19 protein-coding genes, 2 tRNA genes and 1 other RNA gene are annotated in these 19,175 nt (G+C 41.7%); 14 read left to right on the plus strand and 8 right to left on the minus strand.

The window, feature by feature from the left end; translation table 11 throughout:
* The first annotated feature begins 216 nt into the window (after positions 1-216).
* The 11 genes from ybgC (at position 217) to ACVCDT_RS08770 (ending at position 7,345) form a co-directional block, all read left to right on the plus strand.
* Complete coding sequence (gene ybgC, locus ACVCDT_RS08720) at positions 217-621, plus strand: tol-pal system-associated acyl-CoA thioesterase (protein WP_447132386.1); 405 nt, start codon at positions 217-219, stop codon at positions 619-621.
* Positions 611-1,321 (plus strand): protein TolQ, encoded by a 711-nt coding sequence (gene tolQ, locus ACVCDT_RS08725; protein ID WP_447132387.1) that lies wholly within the window; start codon positions 611-613, stop codon positions 1,319-1,321. Before ybgC ends, tolQ begins: the two co-directional genes overlap by 11 nt.
* 12 nt (positions 1,322-1,333) lie before the next feature.
* Positions 1,334-1,756: a protein TolR gene (gene tolR, locus ACVCDT_RS08730; protein ID WP_447132388.1), complete on the plus strand. Its 423-nt coding sequence runs from the start codon at positions 1,334-1,336 to the stop codon at positions 1,754-1,756.
* A 7-nt stretch (positions 1,757-1,763) separates the two neighbouring features.
* Positions 1,764-2,636 carry a cell envelope integrity protein TolA gene (tolA, locus tag ACVCDT_RS08735; protein WP_447132389.1) on the plus strand — a complete coding sequence of 291 codons (873 nt, stop codon included), beginning with the start codon at positions 1,764-1,766 and terminating at the stop codon, positions 2,634-2,636.
* A complete protein-coding gene (tolB, locus tag ACVCDT_RS08740) occupies positions 2,636-3,994 on the plus strand; it encodes a Tol-Pal system beta propeller repeat protein TolB (RefSeq protein WP_447132390.1) in 1,359 nt (452 codons plus the stop codon). The genes tolA and tolB overlap by 1 nt, the downstream gene beginning before the upstream one ends.
* A 46-nt stretch (positions 3,995-4,040) precedes the next feature.
* On the plus strand, positions 4,041-4,607 hold the full coding sequence (gene pal, locus ACVCDT_RS08745; protein WP_447132391.1) for a peptidoglycan-associated lipoprotein Pal: 567 nt from the start codon (positions 4,041-4,043) through the stop codon (positions 4,605-4,607).
* Positions 4,608-4,619: 12 nt separating this feature from the next.
* On the plus strand, positions 4,620-5,369 hold the full coding sequence (gene ybgF, locus ACVCDT_RS08750; RefSeq protein WP_447132392.1) for a tol-pal system protein YbgF: 750 nt from the start codon (positions 4,620-4,622) through the stop codon (positions 5,367-5,369).
* Between the two features lie 210 nt (positions 5,370-5,579).
* Positions 5,580-5,655, plus strand: a tRNA-Lys gene (locus ACVCDT_RS08755).
* A gap of 43 nt (positions 5,656-5,698) precedes the next feature.
* Positions 5,699-5,774, plus strand: a tRNA-Lys gene (locus ACVCDT_RS08760).
* A gap of 53 nt (positions 5,775-5,827) precedes the next feature.
* Positions 5,828-5,964, plus strand: a non-coding RNA gene (locus tag ACVCDT_RS08765) — RtT sRNA.
* A 535-nt stretch (positions 5,965-6,499) separates the two neighbouring features.
* Complete coding sequence (locus ACVCDT_RS08770; RefSeq protein WP_447132393.1) at positions 6,500-7,345, plus strand: HDOD domain-containing protein; 846 nt, start codon at positions 6,500-6,502, stop codon at positions 7,343-7,345.
* Between the two features lie 6 nt (positions 7,346-7,351).
* Here the strand turns inward: ACVCDT_RS08770 and ACVCDT_RS08775 are convergent, their stop codons facing one another.
* Entirely contained in the window at positions 7,352-8,161 is an 810-nt protein-coding gene (locus ACVCDT_RS08775; protein ID WP_447132664.1) for an acyl-CoA thioesterase, read from the minus strand.
* Positions 8,162-8,366: 205 nt separating this feature from the next.
* On the opposite strand from ACVCDT_RS08775, the gene ACVCDT_RS08780 reads away from it, so the two are divergent.
* A complete protein-coding gene (locus ACVCDT_RS08780) occupies positions 8,367-9,698 on the plus strand; it encodes a spinster family MFS transporter (protein ID WP_447132394.1) in 1,332 nt (443 codons plus the stop codon).
* A 137-nt stretch (positions 9,699-9,835) separates the two neighbouring features.
* Positions 9,836-10,648, plus strand: a complete 813-nt coding sequence (locus ACVCDT_RS08785; protein WP_447132395.1) for an alpha/beta fold hydrolase — start codon at positions 9,836-9,838, stop codon at positions 10,646-10,648.
* 49 nt (positions 10,649-10,697) lie between these two features.
* Here ACVCDT_RS08785 and glgC read toward each other — a convergent pair whose 3' ends face one another.
* Complete coding sequence (glgC, locus tag ACVCDT_RS08790) at positions 10,698-11,960, minus strand: glucose-1-phosphate adenylyltransferase (protein ID WP_447132396.1); 1,263 nt, start codon at positions 11,958-11,960, stop codon at positions 10,698-10,700.
* A 334-nt stretch (positions 11,961-12,294) separates the two neighbouring features.
* Here glgC and ACVCDT_RS08795 point away from each other — a divergent pair, with 334 nt between their 5' ends.
* The gene (locus ACVCDT_RS08795) at positions 12,295-12,714 is read left to right on the plus strand and encodes a hypothetical protein (RefSeq protein WP_447132397.1); all 420 of its coding nucleotides are present in this window, start codon (positions 12,295-12,297) and stop codon (positions 12,712-12,714) included.
* Here ACVCDT_RS08795 and lgt read toward each other — a convergent pair.
* The 6 genes from lgt to ACVCDT_RS08825 form a co-directional block, all read right to left on the minus strand.
* The gene (lgt, locus tag ACVCDT_RS08800) at positions 12,711-13,493 is read right to left on the minus strand and encodes a prolipoprotein diacylglyceryl transferase (protein ID WP_447132398.1); all 783 of its coding nucleotides are present in this window, start codon (positions 13,491-13,493) and stop codon (positions 12,711-12,713) included. The two genes, ACVCDT_RS08795 and lgt, sit on opposite strands and share 4 nt — an antisense overlap.
* A gap of 77 nt (positions 13,494-13,570) precedes the next feature.
* Positions 13,571-13,804 (minus strand): hypothetical protein, encoded by a 234-nt coding sequence (locus tag ACVCDT_RS08805; RefSeq protein WP_447132399.1) that lies wholly within the window; start codon positions 13,802-13,804, stop codon positions 13,571-13,573.
* An 11-nt stretch (positions 13,805-13,815) separates the two neighbouring features.
* A complete protein-coding gene (locus ACVCDT_RS08810) occupies positions 13,816-14,709 on the minus strand; it encodes a hydroxymethylglutaryl-CoA lyase (RefSeq protein ID WP_447132400.1) in 894 nt (297 codons plus the stop codon).
* Positions 14,710-14,711: 2 nt separating this feature from the next.
* Positions 14,712-16,721 (minus strand): acetyl/propionyl/methylcrotonyl-CoA carboxylase subunit alpha, encoded by a 2,010-nt coding sequence (locus ACVCDT_RS08815; protein WP_447132401.1) that lies wholly within the window; start codon positions 16,719-16,721, stop codon positions 14,712-14,714.
* 3 nt (positions 16,722-16,724) lie between these two features.
* Positions 16,725-17,519, minus strand: coding sequence for an enoyl-CoA hydratase/isomerase family protein (locus tag ACVCDT_RS08820; RefSeq protein WP_447132402.1), 795 nt, complete (start codon positions 17,517-17,519; stop codon positions 16,725-16,727).
* Positions 17,520-17,532: 13 nt separating this feature from the next.
* Complete coding sequence (locus ACVCDT_RS08825; RefSeq protein WP_447132403.1) at positions 17,533-19,140, minus strand: carboxyl transferase domain-containing protein; 1,608 nt, start codon at positions 19,138-19,140, stop codon at positions 17,533-17,535.
* Between the last annotated feature and the right edge of the window lie 35 nt (positions 19,141-19,175).

The raw sequence follows: 19,175 nt of genomic DNA on the forward strand, positions 1-19,175 counted from the left end.
GTGTTTGTAGGTATTCTTGGCTAAATATAGATTTTGAATAAATGCATAAGTATTCCTTCTAAAAAGTCGAATGTAATCATGTTAAAACTAGCCTTTAGATTTAACCTGATGAATTATTACATTTTTTTACAAAAGCACTAGAAAGCAACGGGCTTTATCTCCATAGTTTGATAGCATAATGATTCATCGAAAATTAATAACCTAGGGTGCTTAATAATGTATAAACACCAGCATAGTATTCGGGTGTATTACGAAGATACAGATGTAGGTGGCATAGTGTATTATGCCAATTATTTAAAATTTTTTGAGCGCGCTAGAACAGAATGGTTAAGGGAGCTTGGCACAGATCAAGCTGAACTTTTGGAACGTTCCGTGGGTTTTGTCGTCAAACGAGTTGAAATGGACAATCAAGCCCCAGCTCGTTTTAATGATTTGTTGTGTATTGAAACACAAATAGTAGAATTAAAACGCGCTAGCTTAATATTCAAACAAAGCATAATAAGTCCAAATAATACAGTTTTGGTCAGTGCATTAATTAGAGTTGCTTGTGTTAATTTGTCGAATATGAAACCACAAGCAATTCCCAAACAAATTTTAGGGGAATTTTCACGTGTCATCTGAGTTATCTTTTGTTGATTTGATCCTTGAGGCCAGCTTGCTGGTGCAATTGGTGATGCTAATTTTATTTGCTGCTTCGGTTGTGTCTTGGGCTTTTATTATTGAACGTAGTAAAGCTTTAAATTTTGCTCGCTCAGAAATGAAAAAGTTTGAAGATAAGTTTTGGTCAGGAGTCGATCTCAACCGCTTTTATCAAGAGCTTGCAGCCAGACAATCTGTGCAAGGTATGGCCAGTATGTTTTGTGCAGGCTTTAAAGAATTTGTACGACTACGTAAAAGTTCAAATACCTCGGCTGAAGCGATATTAGATGGCACCTCTAGAGCCATGCGTGTGTCTTTATCTCGAGAAATAGACAGCCTTGAAAGTCGTTTACCCTTTTTAGCTACTACAGGTTCTATTAGCCCTTATATTGGCTTATTTGGCACTGTGTGGGGAATCATGAATTCGTTTATTGCCTTAGGTGGGCAACAACAAGCTACTTTAGCTATGGTGGCGCCCGGTATTGCCGAAGCGCTAATTGCTACCGCCATGGGCTTATTTGCCGCTATTCCTGCTGTTATTGCCTATAACCGTTTTAGCCATCAAGTAGAAAAACTTGAAAACAGTTATGGTAATTTTATGGAAGAGTTTGCCAGTATTTTGCATCGCCAAGCGCTCTCAGCCAATGTAGAGAATGCTAAGTCACCCCAATCTCCTGTTTAGGGATTTTTTGTTATGTATATAAGAAAACGTAGACGTCCTGTTTCGGAAATAAACGTTGTGCCTTACATAGATGTGATGTTGGTATTACTGATTATATTTATGGTGACGGCGCCGCTTATTACCCAAGGGGTAAAAGTGGATTTACCTAAAGCTGAAGCTCAGCCTTTAGAAGAAGAATCTAAACCTCCCTTAGTGGCCACAGTTGATGCCAAGGGCCAATACTATTTAAATGTTGGGGATAGCCAAAAAGAACCTATGTCAGCGGTAGATTTAGCGACTTTAGTTGCTGCACACTTGCAAAAAGAGCCACAAACCCCAGTAGTTGTAAAAGGCGACGGTGCAGTAGCTTATAACGAAGTGGTTAGGTTAATGGTGTTATTACAACGCGCTGGTGCACCTTCGGTGGGGTTAATGACCACTCCGCCAGAGGGCTAAAGGGTTTATGACAAATTTGCGTTTAGCTGGGGTGATTTCTTTTGCCATGCACTTAGTTGTAGTGGTGGGGTTGTTGGTGAGTGGGCACTTTTCTTTGCCAAGTCTGCCAGCGCAAGAAGTTAATCGTGCCCCTATTATCGAGGCTAAAGTGATTGATGAAGCTGCATTGGCTGCGCAACGTCAAAAAGTCATAGATGAAGAAAACGCCAAACGCCAAAAGGCGGCACAACAAGCAGCCGAAGCGCAACGTAAAAAAGAACAGCAAGAGGCTTTGATTGAAAAACAAAAGCAGCAAGCTAAACAAAAACAATTAGAGCAACAAAGAGCTGAACAAGCTGCCATAGCTGCCCGTGAAAAGAAAAAGCAAGAATTAGCTAAAGCTAAAGAGCGAGAAGAACAACGCAAACGTGAAGAGGCCAAAAAACGCGCAGCAGAGAAAAAGGCTCAACAAGAACGGGAAAAACGTGAGCGCGAAGAGCGAGCTAAAAAAGAAGCCGAGCGTAAACGTCAAGAAGCCTTAGAGCAAGCGGAACAAGAAAAACTCCTGCAAGAACAATTGCAGGCCGAGCAGGCAGCCCGACAGGCGCGAAGAAACAAACAGGTGTTGACCGAAGTTCAGAAATATCAAGCTTTGATCAAACAAACCATACAGCGCAATTTGATTGTAGATGACGCCATGAAAGGTAAAAGCTGTCGTTTGAATATTCGTTTGGCGTCAAACGGGCTAGTGACTCAAGTTAAAGAGTTAGGAGGAGATGCGATTTTGTGTAGAGCAGCCAAAGCCGCAGTATTTAAATCAGACACTTTGCCAGTCTCTAAAGAGGCAGATGTGTATCAACAATTACGTGAAATTAATTTAACCGTAGAGCCAGTATTATAATGTTTAAAAATTTACAGCTAGTCGTTATTTTTTGTTTGTTATCAGTAAGTTCACCCAGTTTTGCGGCCTTAGAAATTGTGATTACCGAAGGTATAGATACATCACGTCCGATTGGAGTGGTGCCATTTAAATGGATAGGTGAGGGGGTATTACCTGCCAGGATAACCGATGTGATAGCTGCAGATTTACGCCGAAGCGGTAAATTTAACCCTATTAGCGCTGCTGACATGCCCCAGTACCCAGCCACAGACAAAGATGTTGATTACAGCGCTTGGGCCTCAAAAGGGGTTGAAGCCGTGTTAGTTGGTACAGTGGAATTAACCGGTATAGACAGATACACAGTGTCTTATGAGTTGATTGATGTATTACGGGGGCAAATTACCGGCGGGCAAACGCAAGTGCTCAACGACGGTAAATTAGTGGTAAGCAATGATCATGTCTTAGAAAGTCGCCAAACTATTATTTCAGGCGCAGATTTTAGGCAATATGCACACAGAATAAGTGATGTAGTATACGAAAAGCTAACCGGTGAAAAAGGCGCATTTTTAACCCGTATTGCCTATGTGATAGTGCGCGACAAAAATGAACACGAATTTCCTTTTCAATTAGTGGTTTCTGATTATGATGGTGCCAATGAAACTATGTTGCTGCGTTCAAAAGAGCCTCTTATGTCGCCGTCTTGGTCACCAGATGGGACGAAATTAGCTTACGTAAGCTTTGAGAACAAAAGACCACAGATTTTCATTCAAGATATTTACACTATGAATCGCACCCAAATGACCAACTTCCCTGGCATTAATGGTTCACCGACTTTTTCACCAGATGGTAAAAAGTTGGCTATGGTGTTGTCGAAAGATGGTAATGCCGAATTGTATGTCATGGATATTGCAACTAAACAAATGCGTCGGGTTACCAAAAATCGAGCGATTGATACCGAGCCAAGCTGGACCCCAGATGGCGAAAGCTTAATATTTAGTTCAGAACGGGGTGGTAAACCTCAGATTTATCGCGTAAATTTAGCATCAGGCAAGGTTCGTCGCTTGACTTTTGAGGGCGAAATGAATCTAGGTGGAACAATTACACCAGACGGTAAACACATGGTAATGGTTAATCGTACCCGGGGTAATTACCATATTGCTAGGCAAGATTTGACCAGTGGTCATCTACAAGTGTTAACAAAAACTTACTTAGATGAATCACCCAGTATTGCCCCAAATGGCAGTATGATTATTTATAGTACCTTACATCAAGGTAAACAAGTTTTATCATTGGTGTCATTGGATGGAAGATTTAAAGCGCGTTTGCCAGCGGCAGACGGTCAGGTAAAAGCTCCCAATTGGTCACCGTTTTTACGTTAGTGAAAAACAATATTTTACAATTTCGACAAAAATAGGAATACAAAGAATGCAACTAAATAAAATTTTCAAAGGGTTAATGATTGCACTACCAGTTGTAACTATGATGGCGTGTTCATCAGGACCTTCGGAAGCCGAGAAAGAAGCAGAGCGCAACAGAATTGCCCAAGAGCAAGCTGCCGCTGACCAGGCTGCCAGAGAAGCACGTGAAGCCCAAGTTCAGGCAGGCGCAGTCAAGCCAGTAATGTCTGCAGAAGAGAAAAAGCGTAACGAGCTATCTGCTCTACAAAATAACCAATTGGTACATTTTGATTTTGACCGTGCTAGCATCAGCTCAGAATACTATGATCTGTTAGACAAGCACGCAGCCTTTTTAGTTAAAAACTCTGACCAATCAATCGTTATTGAAGGTCACTGTGATAGCCGTGGTACACCTGAGTACAATATCGCGCTTGGTGAGTCTCGTGCTAAATCAATTCAGACTTATTTGTTAAATGCTGGCGTTAGCCCTTCACAAATGTCTGTTGTATCTTACGGTGAAGAAAAGCCTATTAATAACTACACATCTGAAGCGGCCTTTGCTGAAAACCGCCGTGGTGTTTTAGTTTATCAATAATAGAAGTCAACTATGAAAAAACGCACCTTAGCGATGAGTTTGCTAGGGCTATATGGAGCCGCAGTTATTGCGGCTCCTGCGCCTGTATCAGATGTAACCACTGGTAGCACAGAAGATCGTATTGCTGAACTAGAACGCAAGTTTGAAAGTCGTACTCAGGCTCAGCATCGTCAGCAAGCCTTGTTAGATAATATGCAAAACGAAGTGAACGAACTTCGTGGCGCCATAGAAGTACAAAATTATCAGTTAGAAAAGATTTTAGAACGCCAACGCGAACTCTATCTTGAAATTGATAAGCGTATGCAAGCCAATGCCAGTCAAGCTGTAAGTCAAGTTAGTACAACTGACAGTCCAGTTGTAGAAGATGAGCCAAGCGTGCCACCTTCGCAGAATGAAAATGAAGCCTATGACAGGGCAGTAAACTTAATCTTAAAAGATAAGCTTTATGATCAGGCCATTCCCGAATTCGAAGCTTTTTTGCAAAACTTTCCAAATTCAAGCTATGTGTCAAATGCACATTATTGGTTAGGGCAGTTATTGTTTAATAAGCGAGATTGGGCTGGTGCGGGTAAACAATTTCAGCTGCTAATTGATGGCTTTCCAGATTCAAGTAAAAAAGCGGATGCTTTATTGAAGCTTGGCATCACCGAAATGGAGCGTGCAAACTTAGCCAGAGCTAAACAATTATGGCAACAAGTTGTGGCAGAATTTCCAGATTCGTCATCGGCAAAATTAGCAGATAAACGCTTAAAAAGTTTATAAATACTCTGCTGCTAAATTTTAATGAAGCGTAACTTGTTAAAATTTTGTGCTTGATAGTTTGCGAAATGGTAAGAAAATAACCGCAAGCATGACAGTATTGCTCGGAATTTCAGCAAACGATTGGAATTATTAAAATAAATTCTGTTTGCACTTGCACTGAAATTTCAATTGAGTATTATATGCCGCCTTCGCAGTGAGGCGGATGGAAAAGGGTCGTTAGCTCAGTTGGTAGAGCAGTTGACTTTTAATCAATTGGTCGCTGGTTCGAATCCAGCACGACCCACCACTTTTCTATAAGTAGCCGCACAAAGAAGACAGTTTCAATAGATGGGTCGTTAGCTCAGTTGGTAGAGCAGTTGACTTTTAATCAATTGGTCGCTGGTTCGAATCCAGCACGACCCACCATCTCAAGTATTTCTCAGCAGTAACAACACCCGATAACTTAAAATAATTTTAATCTGTGCCATAAGTCGTGCCGGACGAGAACCAGCGCGGTTCGAAAAAATTGTCTGGAACAATTTTTAACATCGCCGCTTTTTGGCGATGGCCCGAAGGGCGAAGGCAGGAAGCCTGAGTAATCCAGCACGACCCACCATCTTAAATTCTCCAAAGCTTTCAACTTTTATAATTTACTCCAGGTTTTCACTTCAGTTTGACGTCGTGCCGGACGAGAACCAGCGTGGTTCGCCAATTTGTAGGAACAAATTGCACAGCCGGAGGCTGCCCGAAGGGCGAATATCAGGGATGATATGAGTGAATAAATTGTCTGGAACAATTTTTAACATCGCCGCTTTTTGGCGATGGCCCGAAGGGCGAAGGCAGGAAGCCTGAGTAATCCAGCGCGACCCAGCATCTAATCTTCAATTTATTATTTGACCTCGAACTAAATCTTACCCTGATTAACTTTAGCGTTTTAATTTAGTCTAGACGCTTTCAAAACAGCAAACTCATCTCTATTTGATGAAGCGCTTTATCTGCACTGACTTGCGAATTTAGTCTAAGTTTTTTAGCTAAAACTTGTCGCTAGGCACTTGATTAAATTAATATTTGTTTAAATTAGCGATTTGACCATGCACTACCTACAATCATAGATTACACTGATTATATCCAAGACTAAGGGTGCCCAATTAATGAATGTAAAAGACTATGCCGACAATGCAGGTGATATTTTTGTACTGCCAGAAGCAGTCATTAAAATTAAGCAGTTAATTGACGATAACACTACCTCTATGGAGGATGTGGCCGAGGTGATCAATTACGACCCCGCGGTAATGTCGCAAGTCTTAAAAGTGTCTAATAGTGCACTATATAAGTTCCCTAACACTATCACTACAGTCTCTAAAGCCATTCAGGTAATAGGTACACGTTCTATTTATGACCTAGTCTTAGCCTATGGGGTTGCTAGCGCTTTTCAAGATTTACCCACAGATGTTATCGATTTAGATAAATTTTGGGAGCAGAGTGTTAGTTGCGCGCTACTGTCTAAACATTTAGCTGAAGAAGTGGGTATCAGAGAGTCTGAACAGCTTTTTGTTTGTGGGTTATTACATAATATTGGTGAGTTAACCCTAGTAAAATTAAATCCAGAAGTGGCCAAGCTGTGTGCTCAACTCACTTCAGATGCCACCCCACTTATGTTGCAAAAGCAGCATTTAGGATTTACTTATACAGATATTTCAGCCGCCTTATTAACTAAGTGGGGCATACCCGCAGATATTACCCAGTTAATCTCTAACACTCATGCAAGTGAGCATACTGCTAAAGGCCAAGCACAAAAAGTACTGCAATTGGCCTATATATTGGCAAGAAATAACATCAATCAAGAGCTATATGAGCGTGATTTTGAGCTAACAGAAAGCATGTATAGCGATTTAGATTTAGATATCGAGGCCATCGATAACGCGCTGGATTTTAGCAATTTGCAATTAATGAGCGCATTAGCTTTATTTAGCCCCTCTTCTTTTGCCATGTATTAAATTTGCTTAAGCAAATACAGTAACAACTTGCCTACTAATGGCAACTAAAGAGCCATGCTTATCCCAGATATTGGCTTCGGTATTGGCGTATCCATTAGTCGCTTGCCTAGTTTGGGCTTGATAAGCAAACCAATCTGTTCCAGATACCGCTTGCTGAGGGTGAAGAAAATCTAAACTCCAACTCATAGAGCTTGCCATGGCTGGCCATTTTAACAATTGCAATACTGTAGGTGGCCACACATCTATTAATGCAACTAAGTGCGCATAGGTAAAGTTTTTTGGAGCTTTTTTAAAGCGCATCCAGCCTTGTATATTACTAGACTTTTGCCCTGTAAAAGGCCATCCACCTTTAGATTTAGCCAAATCAAATTGAGCTAAAAATTTAGGGGTAACCTTAGGGATTTGTGGTAGAAAGTTGGCTTTGCTTGGATAATCTAATTGATGCTGCAAAGTATTTGGCTGGTGAATTTTAGATTCTCTATCTACACCAAAGCAGGCTAGGCTTAAAATCGCTACTTTATCATTTTGCAGCAAACGCGCGGTGATCTGAGTGACGTTTTTTCCTTCACGTAGCACTTCAGTGCTGATCTCAAATGGAGTGTTGGCTTCAATTGGGCCTACAAAGTTAGTAGAAAGCGAGCGCAATATTGTATTCTCGTCCACCAGGTTTTGCATGGCTTGGAACACTAAGGCAGCCGATATGCCGCCGTATAAAGTGCGCCCCTGAGTCCACATATTAGGTACGGCCAATTGGATGGCTGAATGATCTGTATTACTTGCTTGTTTGACTGAATCTAATAAGGCATCTATATGCATGACAATCGGCTCTCTAGCTAAAATCAACTGGTCTGACATCTTGCAAGGATAGCATAATTATAAAAATACTGTGCAAGATTTATTGGGCTGATGATCACTCATAACTCCCTGTTATATTTACAAAAAGTTAACATTTTAACTTGAATTTTAGTGGTGCTCAGCCGTAACATGGAGGTCTAAAATTAGCCAACTCATTAGATAAGTTATGTCGAAGCCAAGTGAAGATACGCTAGTACAGCACCCGCATGAAGACACACCCGCCCCAATTTCAAATGGCTATCGAAACTATGTGTTAGCTATTCTTACCCTTATCTATGCCTTTAATTTTATCGATCGCCAAATCATAGGGATTTTGTCGCCTTTTATTAAAGCTGATTTAGGTTTAGACGATGCCCAATTAGGTTGGTTAAAAGGGATCTATTTTGCCTTGCTGTACACTATAGTAGGCATTCCTATTGCTTGGTTAGCCGACCGATATAGCAGGGTTAACATAGTGGCTATCTCGTTAACCCTGTGGAGCGGCTTTACTGCGTTATCTGGACTGGCCAGCAATTTTACCCAATTAGCTTTAGCCAGAATTGGGGTAGGCATAGGGGAAGCTGGAGGCAGTCCGCCTTCACATTCAATTATTTCTGATTTATTCCCCAAAGAAAAACGCGCTGGGGCTTTGGCAATTTATTCGTTAGGGATCCCCTTTGGTATTATGTTAGCGTTTTTTGCCTCAGCGTTTTTTTTACGGGGCGGTCAAGCCGATTGGCGAATTGTAATGATAGCTGTGGGGCTGCCGGGCATAGCCTTAGCGATTTTACTTAAACTTACGGTTAAAGAGCCAGCACGTAGTGGCAATATGCACACCCAGTCAGCTAAAGGAAATTCCTGGGTTGCAGTTAAAACCTTACTCTCAATTAAATCTTGGTGGGGCATGTGCTTGGCTATTTCTTTTGGCTCGTTTGCAAACTATGCCATTTCCACTTGGATGATTGACTTTTATGTACGCACTCAAGCTAATTTAGATATCACGCAATTTTTAATCACTCTTGGCATAATTAACGGTACCGCTTATGCAGGTGGGGTTTGGTTAGGTGGAGTATTAGTGGATAAGTGGGCGAAAACTAATCGTGCCGCATATGGCTTAGTACCAGGTTTAGCCCTAATAATAGGGGCGCCGGCCTACTATTTTTCTCTGCATGTTGGCTCTTTAGATTTATCAATTGCACTGGTCACAGTGTTACTTTTTACTAGTGGGTTTTATTTAGGGCCTTCTTTTGCACTAGCTCAAACTTTGGCGCCAGTGAAAGTCAGAGCTATGTCTACTGCCTTGTTCTTTTTTGTGCTCAATATTATCGCCTTAGGGGGCGGTCCAACTTTTATAGGTTTGTTAAGTAATCATTTTGCTCAACAATATGGTGAAGTTGAATCTTTAAGAATGTCACTTTCCTGGCTGGCAGTGCCCTATTTAATGTCGATTTTGGCGTTTTTCTGGACCGCTAAACAAATTCCAAACGATTGGCATGCAGCCGAAGTTCGTAATGGTTAGGGTTTAAGCATCAGATAAGTGCGAGAGCTGTGATTAAAAACTTTATATCAGCAAAGGCTAGGTAGATAATTGCTGCCGATAAACCTGTTGCCTAGTAAGTTTATTAGGCGCTTTCACTTTATACTCAAAGGTTAAATATGCCCTCTGGCAAAAAAATCCCACTGCATTTTGCCCATGCGAATGGCTTTCCCATTGGCAGTTATCAAGCGATATTTAACGCGCTTGGCGAAGAATTTGAAATTTTTGGTAAAACAAAATTTGCGCACGACCCGGCTTATCCCATTAACCCTAATTTAAGCAATTTAGTTGACGAGATGATTGCTTATTTAGAGCAGCATGTGGCTAAGCCTGTGTATTTAGTGGGGCATTCTATGGGCGGCATTTTATCATTTATGACTGCCTGTCAAAGGCCTGATTTGGTAAAAGGTTTGATTATGCTCGATCCTCCTATTACCTCGGGCTTTTCTAGAGTGATGTTTAAGTTATTAAAAAAAACAGCTTGGATAGATAAATTTACCCCAGCTGGCAAAACCAAAACACGCTGCCAAAGTTGGCCAGCAGGTACAGATTTAGTGGCTTATTTTAAAGCTAGGGCGTTATTTAAAAATTTTACTGATGCCTGTATAAAAGATTATGTAAATGCTGTGATTGAGCATAGAGATGGGCTAATGCAACTAAATTATGATGCGCTAATCGAAACCAATATATATCGTAATGTGCCACATAACTTACATCATTATTATCATAAGCTTAAAGTACCTAGCTTGTTACTAACAGGCGAAAACAGCGAAGTTTGTACCCCGCGCTTTTTAGGCACTTTTGTTAAGAAAACCCAGATCCCTCATAAAAAGCTCGCAGCAGGTGGGCATATGTTTCCAATGGAGCAACCACAAAAGGTGGCAGCAGTTATTGGTCAAACCCTTAAAACTTGGCATGACCATACTGAATAAAATAAAAGGCCGCTCAGAAGCGGCCTAATTGCATCTAGAGTTTAGGTGCTTAATAACCTACTTTGAGTCCTAACATCTCACGGGTCACTAACACCACGCCTTTATCTGTCACTCTAAAGCCTCTAGCTAAGTCATCTTCACGGCTATGGCCTATGACAGTGCCTTCAGGAATAACACAGCCTCTATCTATTATGGCTTTGCGTATACGACAATGTCTTTGCACTTCTACATCAGGCAATATCACTGAGTCTTCTATTTCGCTGTAAGAGTGCACTCTTACATTGGAGAAACACAAACTACGCCTTAAGGTCGCACCAGAAATAATACAGCCACCCGAAACAACCGAATTGATTGCAGTACCGCGTCTGTTATCTTCTTCCCACACAAACTTTGCTGGTGGAAGCTGTTCTTGATAGGTCCAAATTGGCCATTTTTTGTCGTAAATATTTAATGCTGGAACCGGGGCAACCAACTCCATATTAGCCTGCCAAAATGAATCTAAGGTACCTACATCGCGCCAATAAGCTTCGTTTTCTTCGTCACTTCTAAAGGGGAAAGCATAAACCGGATGATCTTTGATAATGGCGGGAATAATATCTTTACCAAAGTCACGCTCAGAGCCTGATTTTTGTGAATCAGCTTTAAGTTGTTCAAACAGAAACTCGGTATCAAAAACATAGTTACCCATTGAGGCTAAACAATTGTTAGGGTCGTCAGGTAGAGGAGTAGGGTGTTCAGGCTTTTCTTCAAAACCAATGATTTTGTAGTTCTCATCGACCGACATGACACCAAATTGCCCCGCGGCTTCTTCAATAGGCACAGGCATACAGCTGACTGTCATTTTGGCCCCAGACTCGGCATGTTGAGCAATTAAGTGACCGTAATCCATACGATAGATATGATCGCCAGATAAAATCATTACGTACTTAGGTAGCTCATCACGAATAATATCTATGTTTTGGAAAACCGCATCGGCCGTGCCTTCATACCAACTTTCAGAAAAACGTTGTGAAGCAGGTAAGATTTCTACTGATTCTCCTAACTCTTTTTTAAAGTGTCCCCAACCTCTAACTAAATGCCTGATCAATGAATGGGACTTATATTGAGTCACAACTCCAACATTACGAATACCAGAATTAATACAATTAGATAAGGGGAAATCAATAATGCGAAACTTGCCACCAAAATATAGGGCTGGTTTGGCTCGCCAATTGGTCAGTTCGTACAACCTTGAGCCTCGTCCTCCGGCTAGAATTAATGCATAGGTATCACGAGTCAGGTTACTGATGTAACGTGATGACGGGTTTTTCATAGATTTGCACTCCTGTTTGGCGACACGTTATTGATTAGTAGATTTAGCTTTACAAACACGTCTTTGGCAACTCCAACTCATGCAAGGTCTAGATTTTTGGAACAACAAATTGACAAAGTATGAGCATAATTTTTGCACAACTTAGTTCGAACTTTAATAATGAATTACGAATAAGCTAGGTTAATTTAACCTGAGCTTGTAAGTTATTACAATTATTACCTTTTTTAATACTAAAATATTTTACACTTGGGGTTGAATTTTTACCTATGAGGCGGTTTAATTATTGCTTACATTGGTTTTTTAGTTTCGTCACCCTAGGTGGCAAGGGTGCAGCATGAGGCGTTTTACCGAACATGGCAGTATTAGTTGCCACATTCAAGATAGCATTCTGTTTATTGAGGGCGACGGCCCTTGGAATCTAGAAGCCTTAGAACATGCTAATTACACTTACCAAAAGTTAATGGGAAGTTTACACGGTAGTATTTGGGGTAAGGTAGTAGTATTAAAAGGGGATCCTATTTACGTACCCGATGCGGCAAGTTATTTAGTAGAAGCAATAAAACAAGACAGAAAACAGGGCTGTATTGCCGCTGCCATTATTGTGTCTGAATCCAATTCTCCTGAATTTGCTAAACGTCACTTAAGTGACATTCATACCCGGGCCAAAGACAGTTTCCGTTTTTTCGCTGATAAACAAGAAGCCACTTGGTGGTTAGTACAAAAACTTTCTTCAGCCCAACTCGCAAAAAATTAAGCGCGACTTTTTTTCCAGGCATAGATAATTAGCCCCACGCCAGCAATAAAAAACGGAATACTTAAGGCTTGGCCAGTGCTTATTAAGTTATCGGTTTGATAAGCCGCTTGTTTGACCTTAACCATTTCAATTAAGTATCTAGCGGTAAACACAGTACATAAAAAGCAGCCCAATAATGCCCCTGAGTGCTTTTTAATGGCCGATTTTTGATATAAGCCAATAAGCAAAGCAAAGATGCTTAGATAGGCTAACGACTCGTACAATTGAGCAGGGTGTCTAGGAATATTGTCAATATGGCTAAATACCACGGCCCATGGTAAATCAGTTTGAATGCCGATAATTTCTGAATTAATAAAGTTAGCAAAGCGCACAAAAAATCCAAACAGTGCGGTGGCAATGGCCAGTCTATCTAAAAGCCATAAATAGCCTACTTGATGTTTACGGCTAAATAAATACACCGCTAAAATCACCCCTAAGCCTCCTCCATGGCTGGCCAAGCCGCCTTCCCAAATGGCTAATATTTTTAAAGGGTTGCTTAAATAAAATTCTGGATTGTAGAATAAACAATGGCCTAAACGAGCCCCTACTATTATGCCAATAACACAATAACTAAGCAGTGAGTCTAACAGTGCCAATTTGATTTTTTCTTGTTTAAAAATCCATTTCATAACCTGCAAACCCGCCACTATAGCAGTGGCAAACAAGGCTCCATACCAATGAATTTTCAGACCAAATAATTCAATTAATACGGGATCGGGTTGCCAATTGAAGTATTGCATATTGTTACCTTACGGCTTGTTTTTAGATGAAATAGATATGAGGCAAGTGTACCCGAAGCTAAATTTGGGCACACCTATTAGTTAGATTTTTTTACCCACAAGCGCGGTGGCCGACCCGTAAAAACCGCATAATAAGCTAATCCGGCTAAGCCTGAGAACACTAGCATACTAATACTGACTTTTTGCCAGCCATCAAATACTAGGGTGTAAATTAACATGCCTACTACTAACAATGTAGGTGAGGCAACTAAGGCAATCATCACCCTAACATTAATAGGAATAGTGCTAGTTTTTGAACTGGAATTGGCCACTTAATTGTCCTTTAAGCAGAAAGCGCTTGCGCGACTTTTGATTGAGTAGGGCGACCTAAGGCTTGCATCATGGCTAAACCCGCTTGGGTAAGTTGGTTAAGATCGATGCCAGTTTCAATCTGCATGCCATTTAGCATAAAGACTAAATCTTCGGTGGCCACATTGCCCGATGCTCCTTTGGCATAAGGACAGCCACCTAAACCCGATACCGCACTATCTACCACTGCAATACCCAACTGTAAGGCCACTAAAATATTAGCCAAAGCCTGACCATAAGTATCATGAAAATGTACTGCTAGTTTCTCGGCTGGAATTTGGGCTAATACAGTCTCTAACATCTGTTGAGTTTTGACTGGAGTACCAACCCCTATAGTATCGCCCAGCGAAATTTCATAACAGCCCATGTCTAACAGAGTTTGGCTAACTTGGGCGACTTTTTGCGGTTCGATATCTCCCTCATAAGGGCAACCTAACACACAAGAAACGTAACCTCTTACAGGAATGTTTTGCGCTTTAGCTCGCTCTATTAAAGGAACAAAACGGGCCAGACTCTCTTCAATAGAACAATTAATGTTTTTTTGCGAAAAAGACTCAGAGGCGGCGGCAAAAATAGCCACCTCATCTGCTTGCGCTGCAAGTGCCGCTTCAAAGCCTTTAAGATTAGGAGTTAAAGCAGAGTAAGTTACATCTGGCAATCGATTGATTTGTTGAAAAACCTCGGCACTGTCGGCCATTTGTGGCACCCATTTAGGCGATACAAAACTACCGGTTTCGATGACTGAACAGCCGGCCTTAGCCAGCTGTTCGACTAAGGCTACTTTGGCTGCCAAAGGCACAATGCCTTTTTCATTTTGTAGGCCGTCTCTTGGTCCTACTTCAACAATTTTTACCGCTTTAGGTAACATAGTTAGTCCTCTTGGCTGGCTTCAAAGGCCAGCAACTCTGTGCCACCATCAACCAGCTCACCAGCCTTAAAGTAAAACTCTGTGACTTTACCCGCAGCAGGGGCTTTAAGACTATGCTCCATTTTCATGGCTTCCATTACCATTAGGCTTTGGCCTTTTTCAACTAACTGACCTGGTTCCACTAATATTGCTACTACTGTGCCATTCATTGGCGCCACAAAGCCCGCATCATTGGTGTCTTCTTGAGCTTCACCTAAATCAGCTTGAACATGAGTAAAGCGAATGACTTTGCCGCCACTAAATAACGAATAGCCATCTTGGTTAGCATGCACAGTAGCTAAAGATTTATGTCCGTTAATATTAGAGAACAATTGCTCTTGCTGAATTTGACCCGAACAAAGATAACTTTGTTGGCCAATGTTCAGGTTAAATCCATTTGAATTGCCAGCGTCTGTTTGACTCACTTCTATCTCGTAAGTTTCTTCACCAAAGTCTAAAACCAAGTGTTGAATATGCTGCTCGTTTGCACGCCAGTCATTATGATTTGACCAAGGCGAGAAAGGGTCGCCAATTTGAGATTGGCGAGTTTTTGCTTGATTATTTAACAACACATACAAAGCCGCTAAAGGTAATAAGCCTTGAATGTCTTGCTGGGTATTTAGGTGCAGCACATCTTGATGTTTTTCAATAAAACCAGTATCAATTTGTTCTGCTTTAAATGGAGCACTGGTGGCTAGGTTATACAAAAACTCAATGTTTGTGACTACGCCGTCAACGTGGTATTCAGTTAAAGCTTTAGTTAAACGTGCTAGGGCTTTTTCACGATTTTCGTCCCAGACTATTAGCTTGGCAATCATAGGATCGTAATACACAGAAACTTCATCACCTTGCACAACCCCAGTATCAACTCTTACATAGTCTGATTCGATAGGTGGTTGAAGCAAAGATAAGCGGCCAGTGGCTGGCAAAAAGTCATTTTCAGGATCTTCGGCATAAATACGAGCTTCAAATGCATGCCCATGAATTTTTAAATCGGCTTGAGCTAAAGGCAAGGATTCGTTGTTAGCAATACGTAGTTGCCATTCCACTAAATCCTGGCCGGTGATCATTTCTGTGACTGGATGCTCAACCTGTAAACGGGTGTTCATTTCCATAAAGTAGAATTGCCCATCACTGTCGAGTAAAAACTCAACAGTACCTGCACCGGCATATTGTATGGCTTTGGCAGCTTTTAACGCGGCTTCACCCATTTGTGCCCTAAGACTTTCTGTCATGCCAAAAGCGGGGGCTTCTTCAATTACTTTTTGATGACGTCTTTGTACCGAACAATCACGTTCAAATAAATACACACCATCGCCAAAGTTGTCGCAAAATACTTGAATTTCAACGTGTCTGGGTTGAGTTAGGTATTTTTCTACTAACATTAAGTCGTCGTTAAAGCTCGACATGGCTTCGCGCTTAGCAGCGGCTAGGGCATCGGCAAACTCTGCTGATGACCATACCTGACGCATGCCTTTACCCCCACCACCAGCCGCGGCTTTAAGTAATACAGGGTATCCCATTTTATCGGCATGAGATTTCAACCCTTCTACACTTTGATCGTCGCCGTGATAACCAGGCACTAAAGGCACATTGGCTTTTTCCATTATGTGTTTGGCAGCAGATTTTGAACCCATGGCTTCAATGGCACCAACAGGTGGGCCGACAAACACTATGTTATTTTCGCTACATAAATTGGCAAAAGCCGCATTTTCAGACAAAAAGCCATAACCAGGGTGAATGGCATCAGCCCCTACTTTTAAGGCTATTTGAATGATTTTTTCTGCTTGTAAGTAGCTGTCTTTAGAAGGTGAAGGACCCACATGTACTGCTTCATCAGCCATTTTTACATGTAAAGCCTGTTGATCAGCGTCTGAATATAAGGCCACTGTAGCAATGCCCATACGCTTGGCTGTTTTGATAATACGACAGCTAATTTCGCCACGGTTGGCGATCAATAATTTACTGAACATGGCTTACTCCGTTATCCAGTTGGCAGGACGTTTTTGTAAAAACGCATTCAGACCTTCTTGGCCTTGAGGTGAAACGCGAATGGCGGCGATTTTTTCACTGGTGCTATGGAGCAAGCTTTCGTTGATGTCTTGATTCGACACATCAAAAATTAATTGCTTGGCGGCACTAACAGCAAGAGGTGAGTTTTTAAGAATGTTGTCTATCAAACTTTGTACTGTGCTATCTAGCTCTTCTTCTACTACCGCTTCGCTTAATAGTCCTAATCTTCTAGCGCGGTGCGCTGAAAATACTTCGGCAGTAGTAAAGTATCGTCTGGCTATGCGTGCGCCCATAGCGGCAATCACATAGGGGCTAATAGTGGCTGGGATCAGCCCAAGTTTGACTTCACTTAAACAAAACTTACTTAGTTTGCTTCCAACCGCCATATCGCAACAGGCTACTAATCCCACTGCGCCCCCAAAGGCCGCCCCTTGCACTTTAGCAATAGTAGGCTTGCTAATGGTGTTTAGCTTGTGAAACATTTCGGCTAAGGCTTTGGCGTCTTGCAAGTTTTGTTGGTAATCATAGGTTGCCATGCGCTTCATCCAATTTAAATTGGCCCCTGCGCTGAAACTTTTACCTGCTGCAGCTAATACCATCACTCGAATATCAGGGTGTTGGTCGACTTGCGTAAATATATCGGTTAATTGAGCAATTAACTCATCGTCAAATGCATTATGGATATCTGGCTGATTAAGGGTAACAGTGGCTACCCCTTTTGCATCAATTTCAAATAATACTTTATCGGTTTGATTCATTAGATTTTCACCCTTACATTCTAAAGACGCCAAAGCGGGTGTCCTCAATAGGTTTATTTAGACTGGCTGAAATACTTAGGCCCAAAACTTGGCGCGTATCTGCAGGATCAATCACACCGTCGTCCCATAACCTTGCTGAGGCGTAATAAGGGTGACCTTGGGATTCGTATGTATCTATTATTGGCTGTTTAAAGGCTTGTTCTTCTTCAGCGCTCCAAGTTTCGTTGATGCGCTCTTTTTGTTCGCGTTTTACTTGCGATAAAACCCCAGCAGCTTGTTCGCCACCCATAACTGAAATGCGCGCATTAGGCCACATAAACATAAAGCGTGGATCGTATGCGCGACCACACATGCCATAGTTACCCGCACCAAAACTGCCGCCAATTAATACAGTAAATTTAGGCACTTTGGCACAAGCCACGGCTGTTACCATTTTGGCGCCATGCTTAGCAATACCGCCAGCCTCGTATTGTTTACCCACCATAAATCCAGTGATATTTTGTAAAAACACTAGAGGAATTTTACGTTGCGCACAGAGTTCAATGAAATGCGCGCCTTTTTGTGCAGACTCTGAGAACAAAATCCCGTTGTTGGCAACTATGCCTACAGGGTAGCCAAAAATGCGGGCAAATCCGCAGACTAAGGTTTGCCCATATAAAGCTTTAAACTCATCAAATTCTGAGCCATCTACAACGCGGGCAATTACTTCGCGAACATCATAAGGTTTACGTGTGTCTTTAGGGATCACGCCATAGATTTCTTCTTTGGCGTAAAGAGGCTCAACTGGCTCTTTAATATCTAGTTCAATCTTTTTAGTGCGGTTTAATCGGGCAATGGCATCACGGGCAATTTTTAACGCGTGATGATCGTTATTGGCTAAATGATCCACTACACCTGAGGTGCGGCAATGTACATCGCCACCCCCTAAGTCTTCAGCGCTCACCACTTCACCGGTTGCGGCTTTAACTAGTGGTGGACCACCTAAAAAGATTGTGCCTTGTTGTTTAACAATAATTGATTCATCAGCCATGGCAGGAACATAGGCTCCCCCAGCGGTACAAGAGCCCATAACCACAGCTATTTGTGGAATATTTTGAGCTGATAAGTTGGCCTGATTAAAGAAAATTCGCCCAAAATGCTCGCGATCTGGAAATACTTCATCTTGACGTGGCAAGTTAGCACCGCCAGAGTCAACCAAATAAATACAAGGTAAATTATTTTGTTCGGCTATGGTTTGGGCACGTAAATGCTTTTTCACTGTTAAGGGGTAGTAACTACCGCCTTTAACAGTTGCATCATTGGCCACTATCATACATTCAACCCCTGCTACACGGCCTATCCCTGCAATCACACCCGCTGCAGGAACGTAATCGTCATACACTTGGTAGGCGGCTAATTGAGAGATTTCTAAAAAGGGAGAACCTTGATCTAACAGAGTGTTAATTCTGTCTCTGGGTAATAATTTACCACGGCCAATATGACGCTGGTTGGCTTTTTCGCCTCCACCTAATTTGATTTCGGCAATTTTTTCAGCCAGATCTTTGACCTGAGCTTGCATATGCTCGGCATTAAGCAAAAAGTCTTGGCTTTTTACGTTTAGCTTACTGATAATTCTAGGCACAGTATTGCTCCAAATATTTGCTGTTAGGCTAATTG

Source organism: Paraglaciecola aestuariivivens (assembly GCF_052983255.1).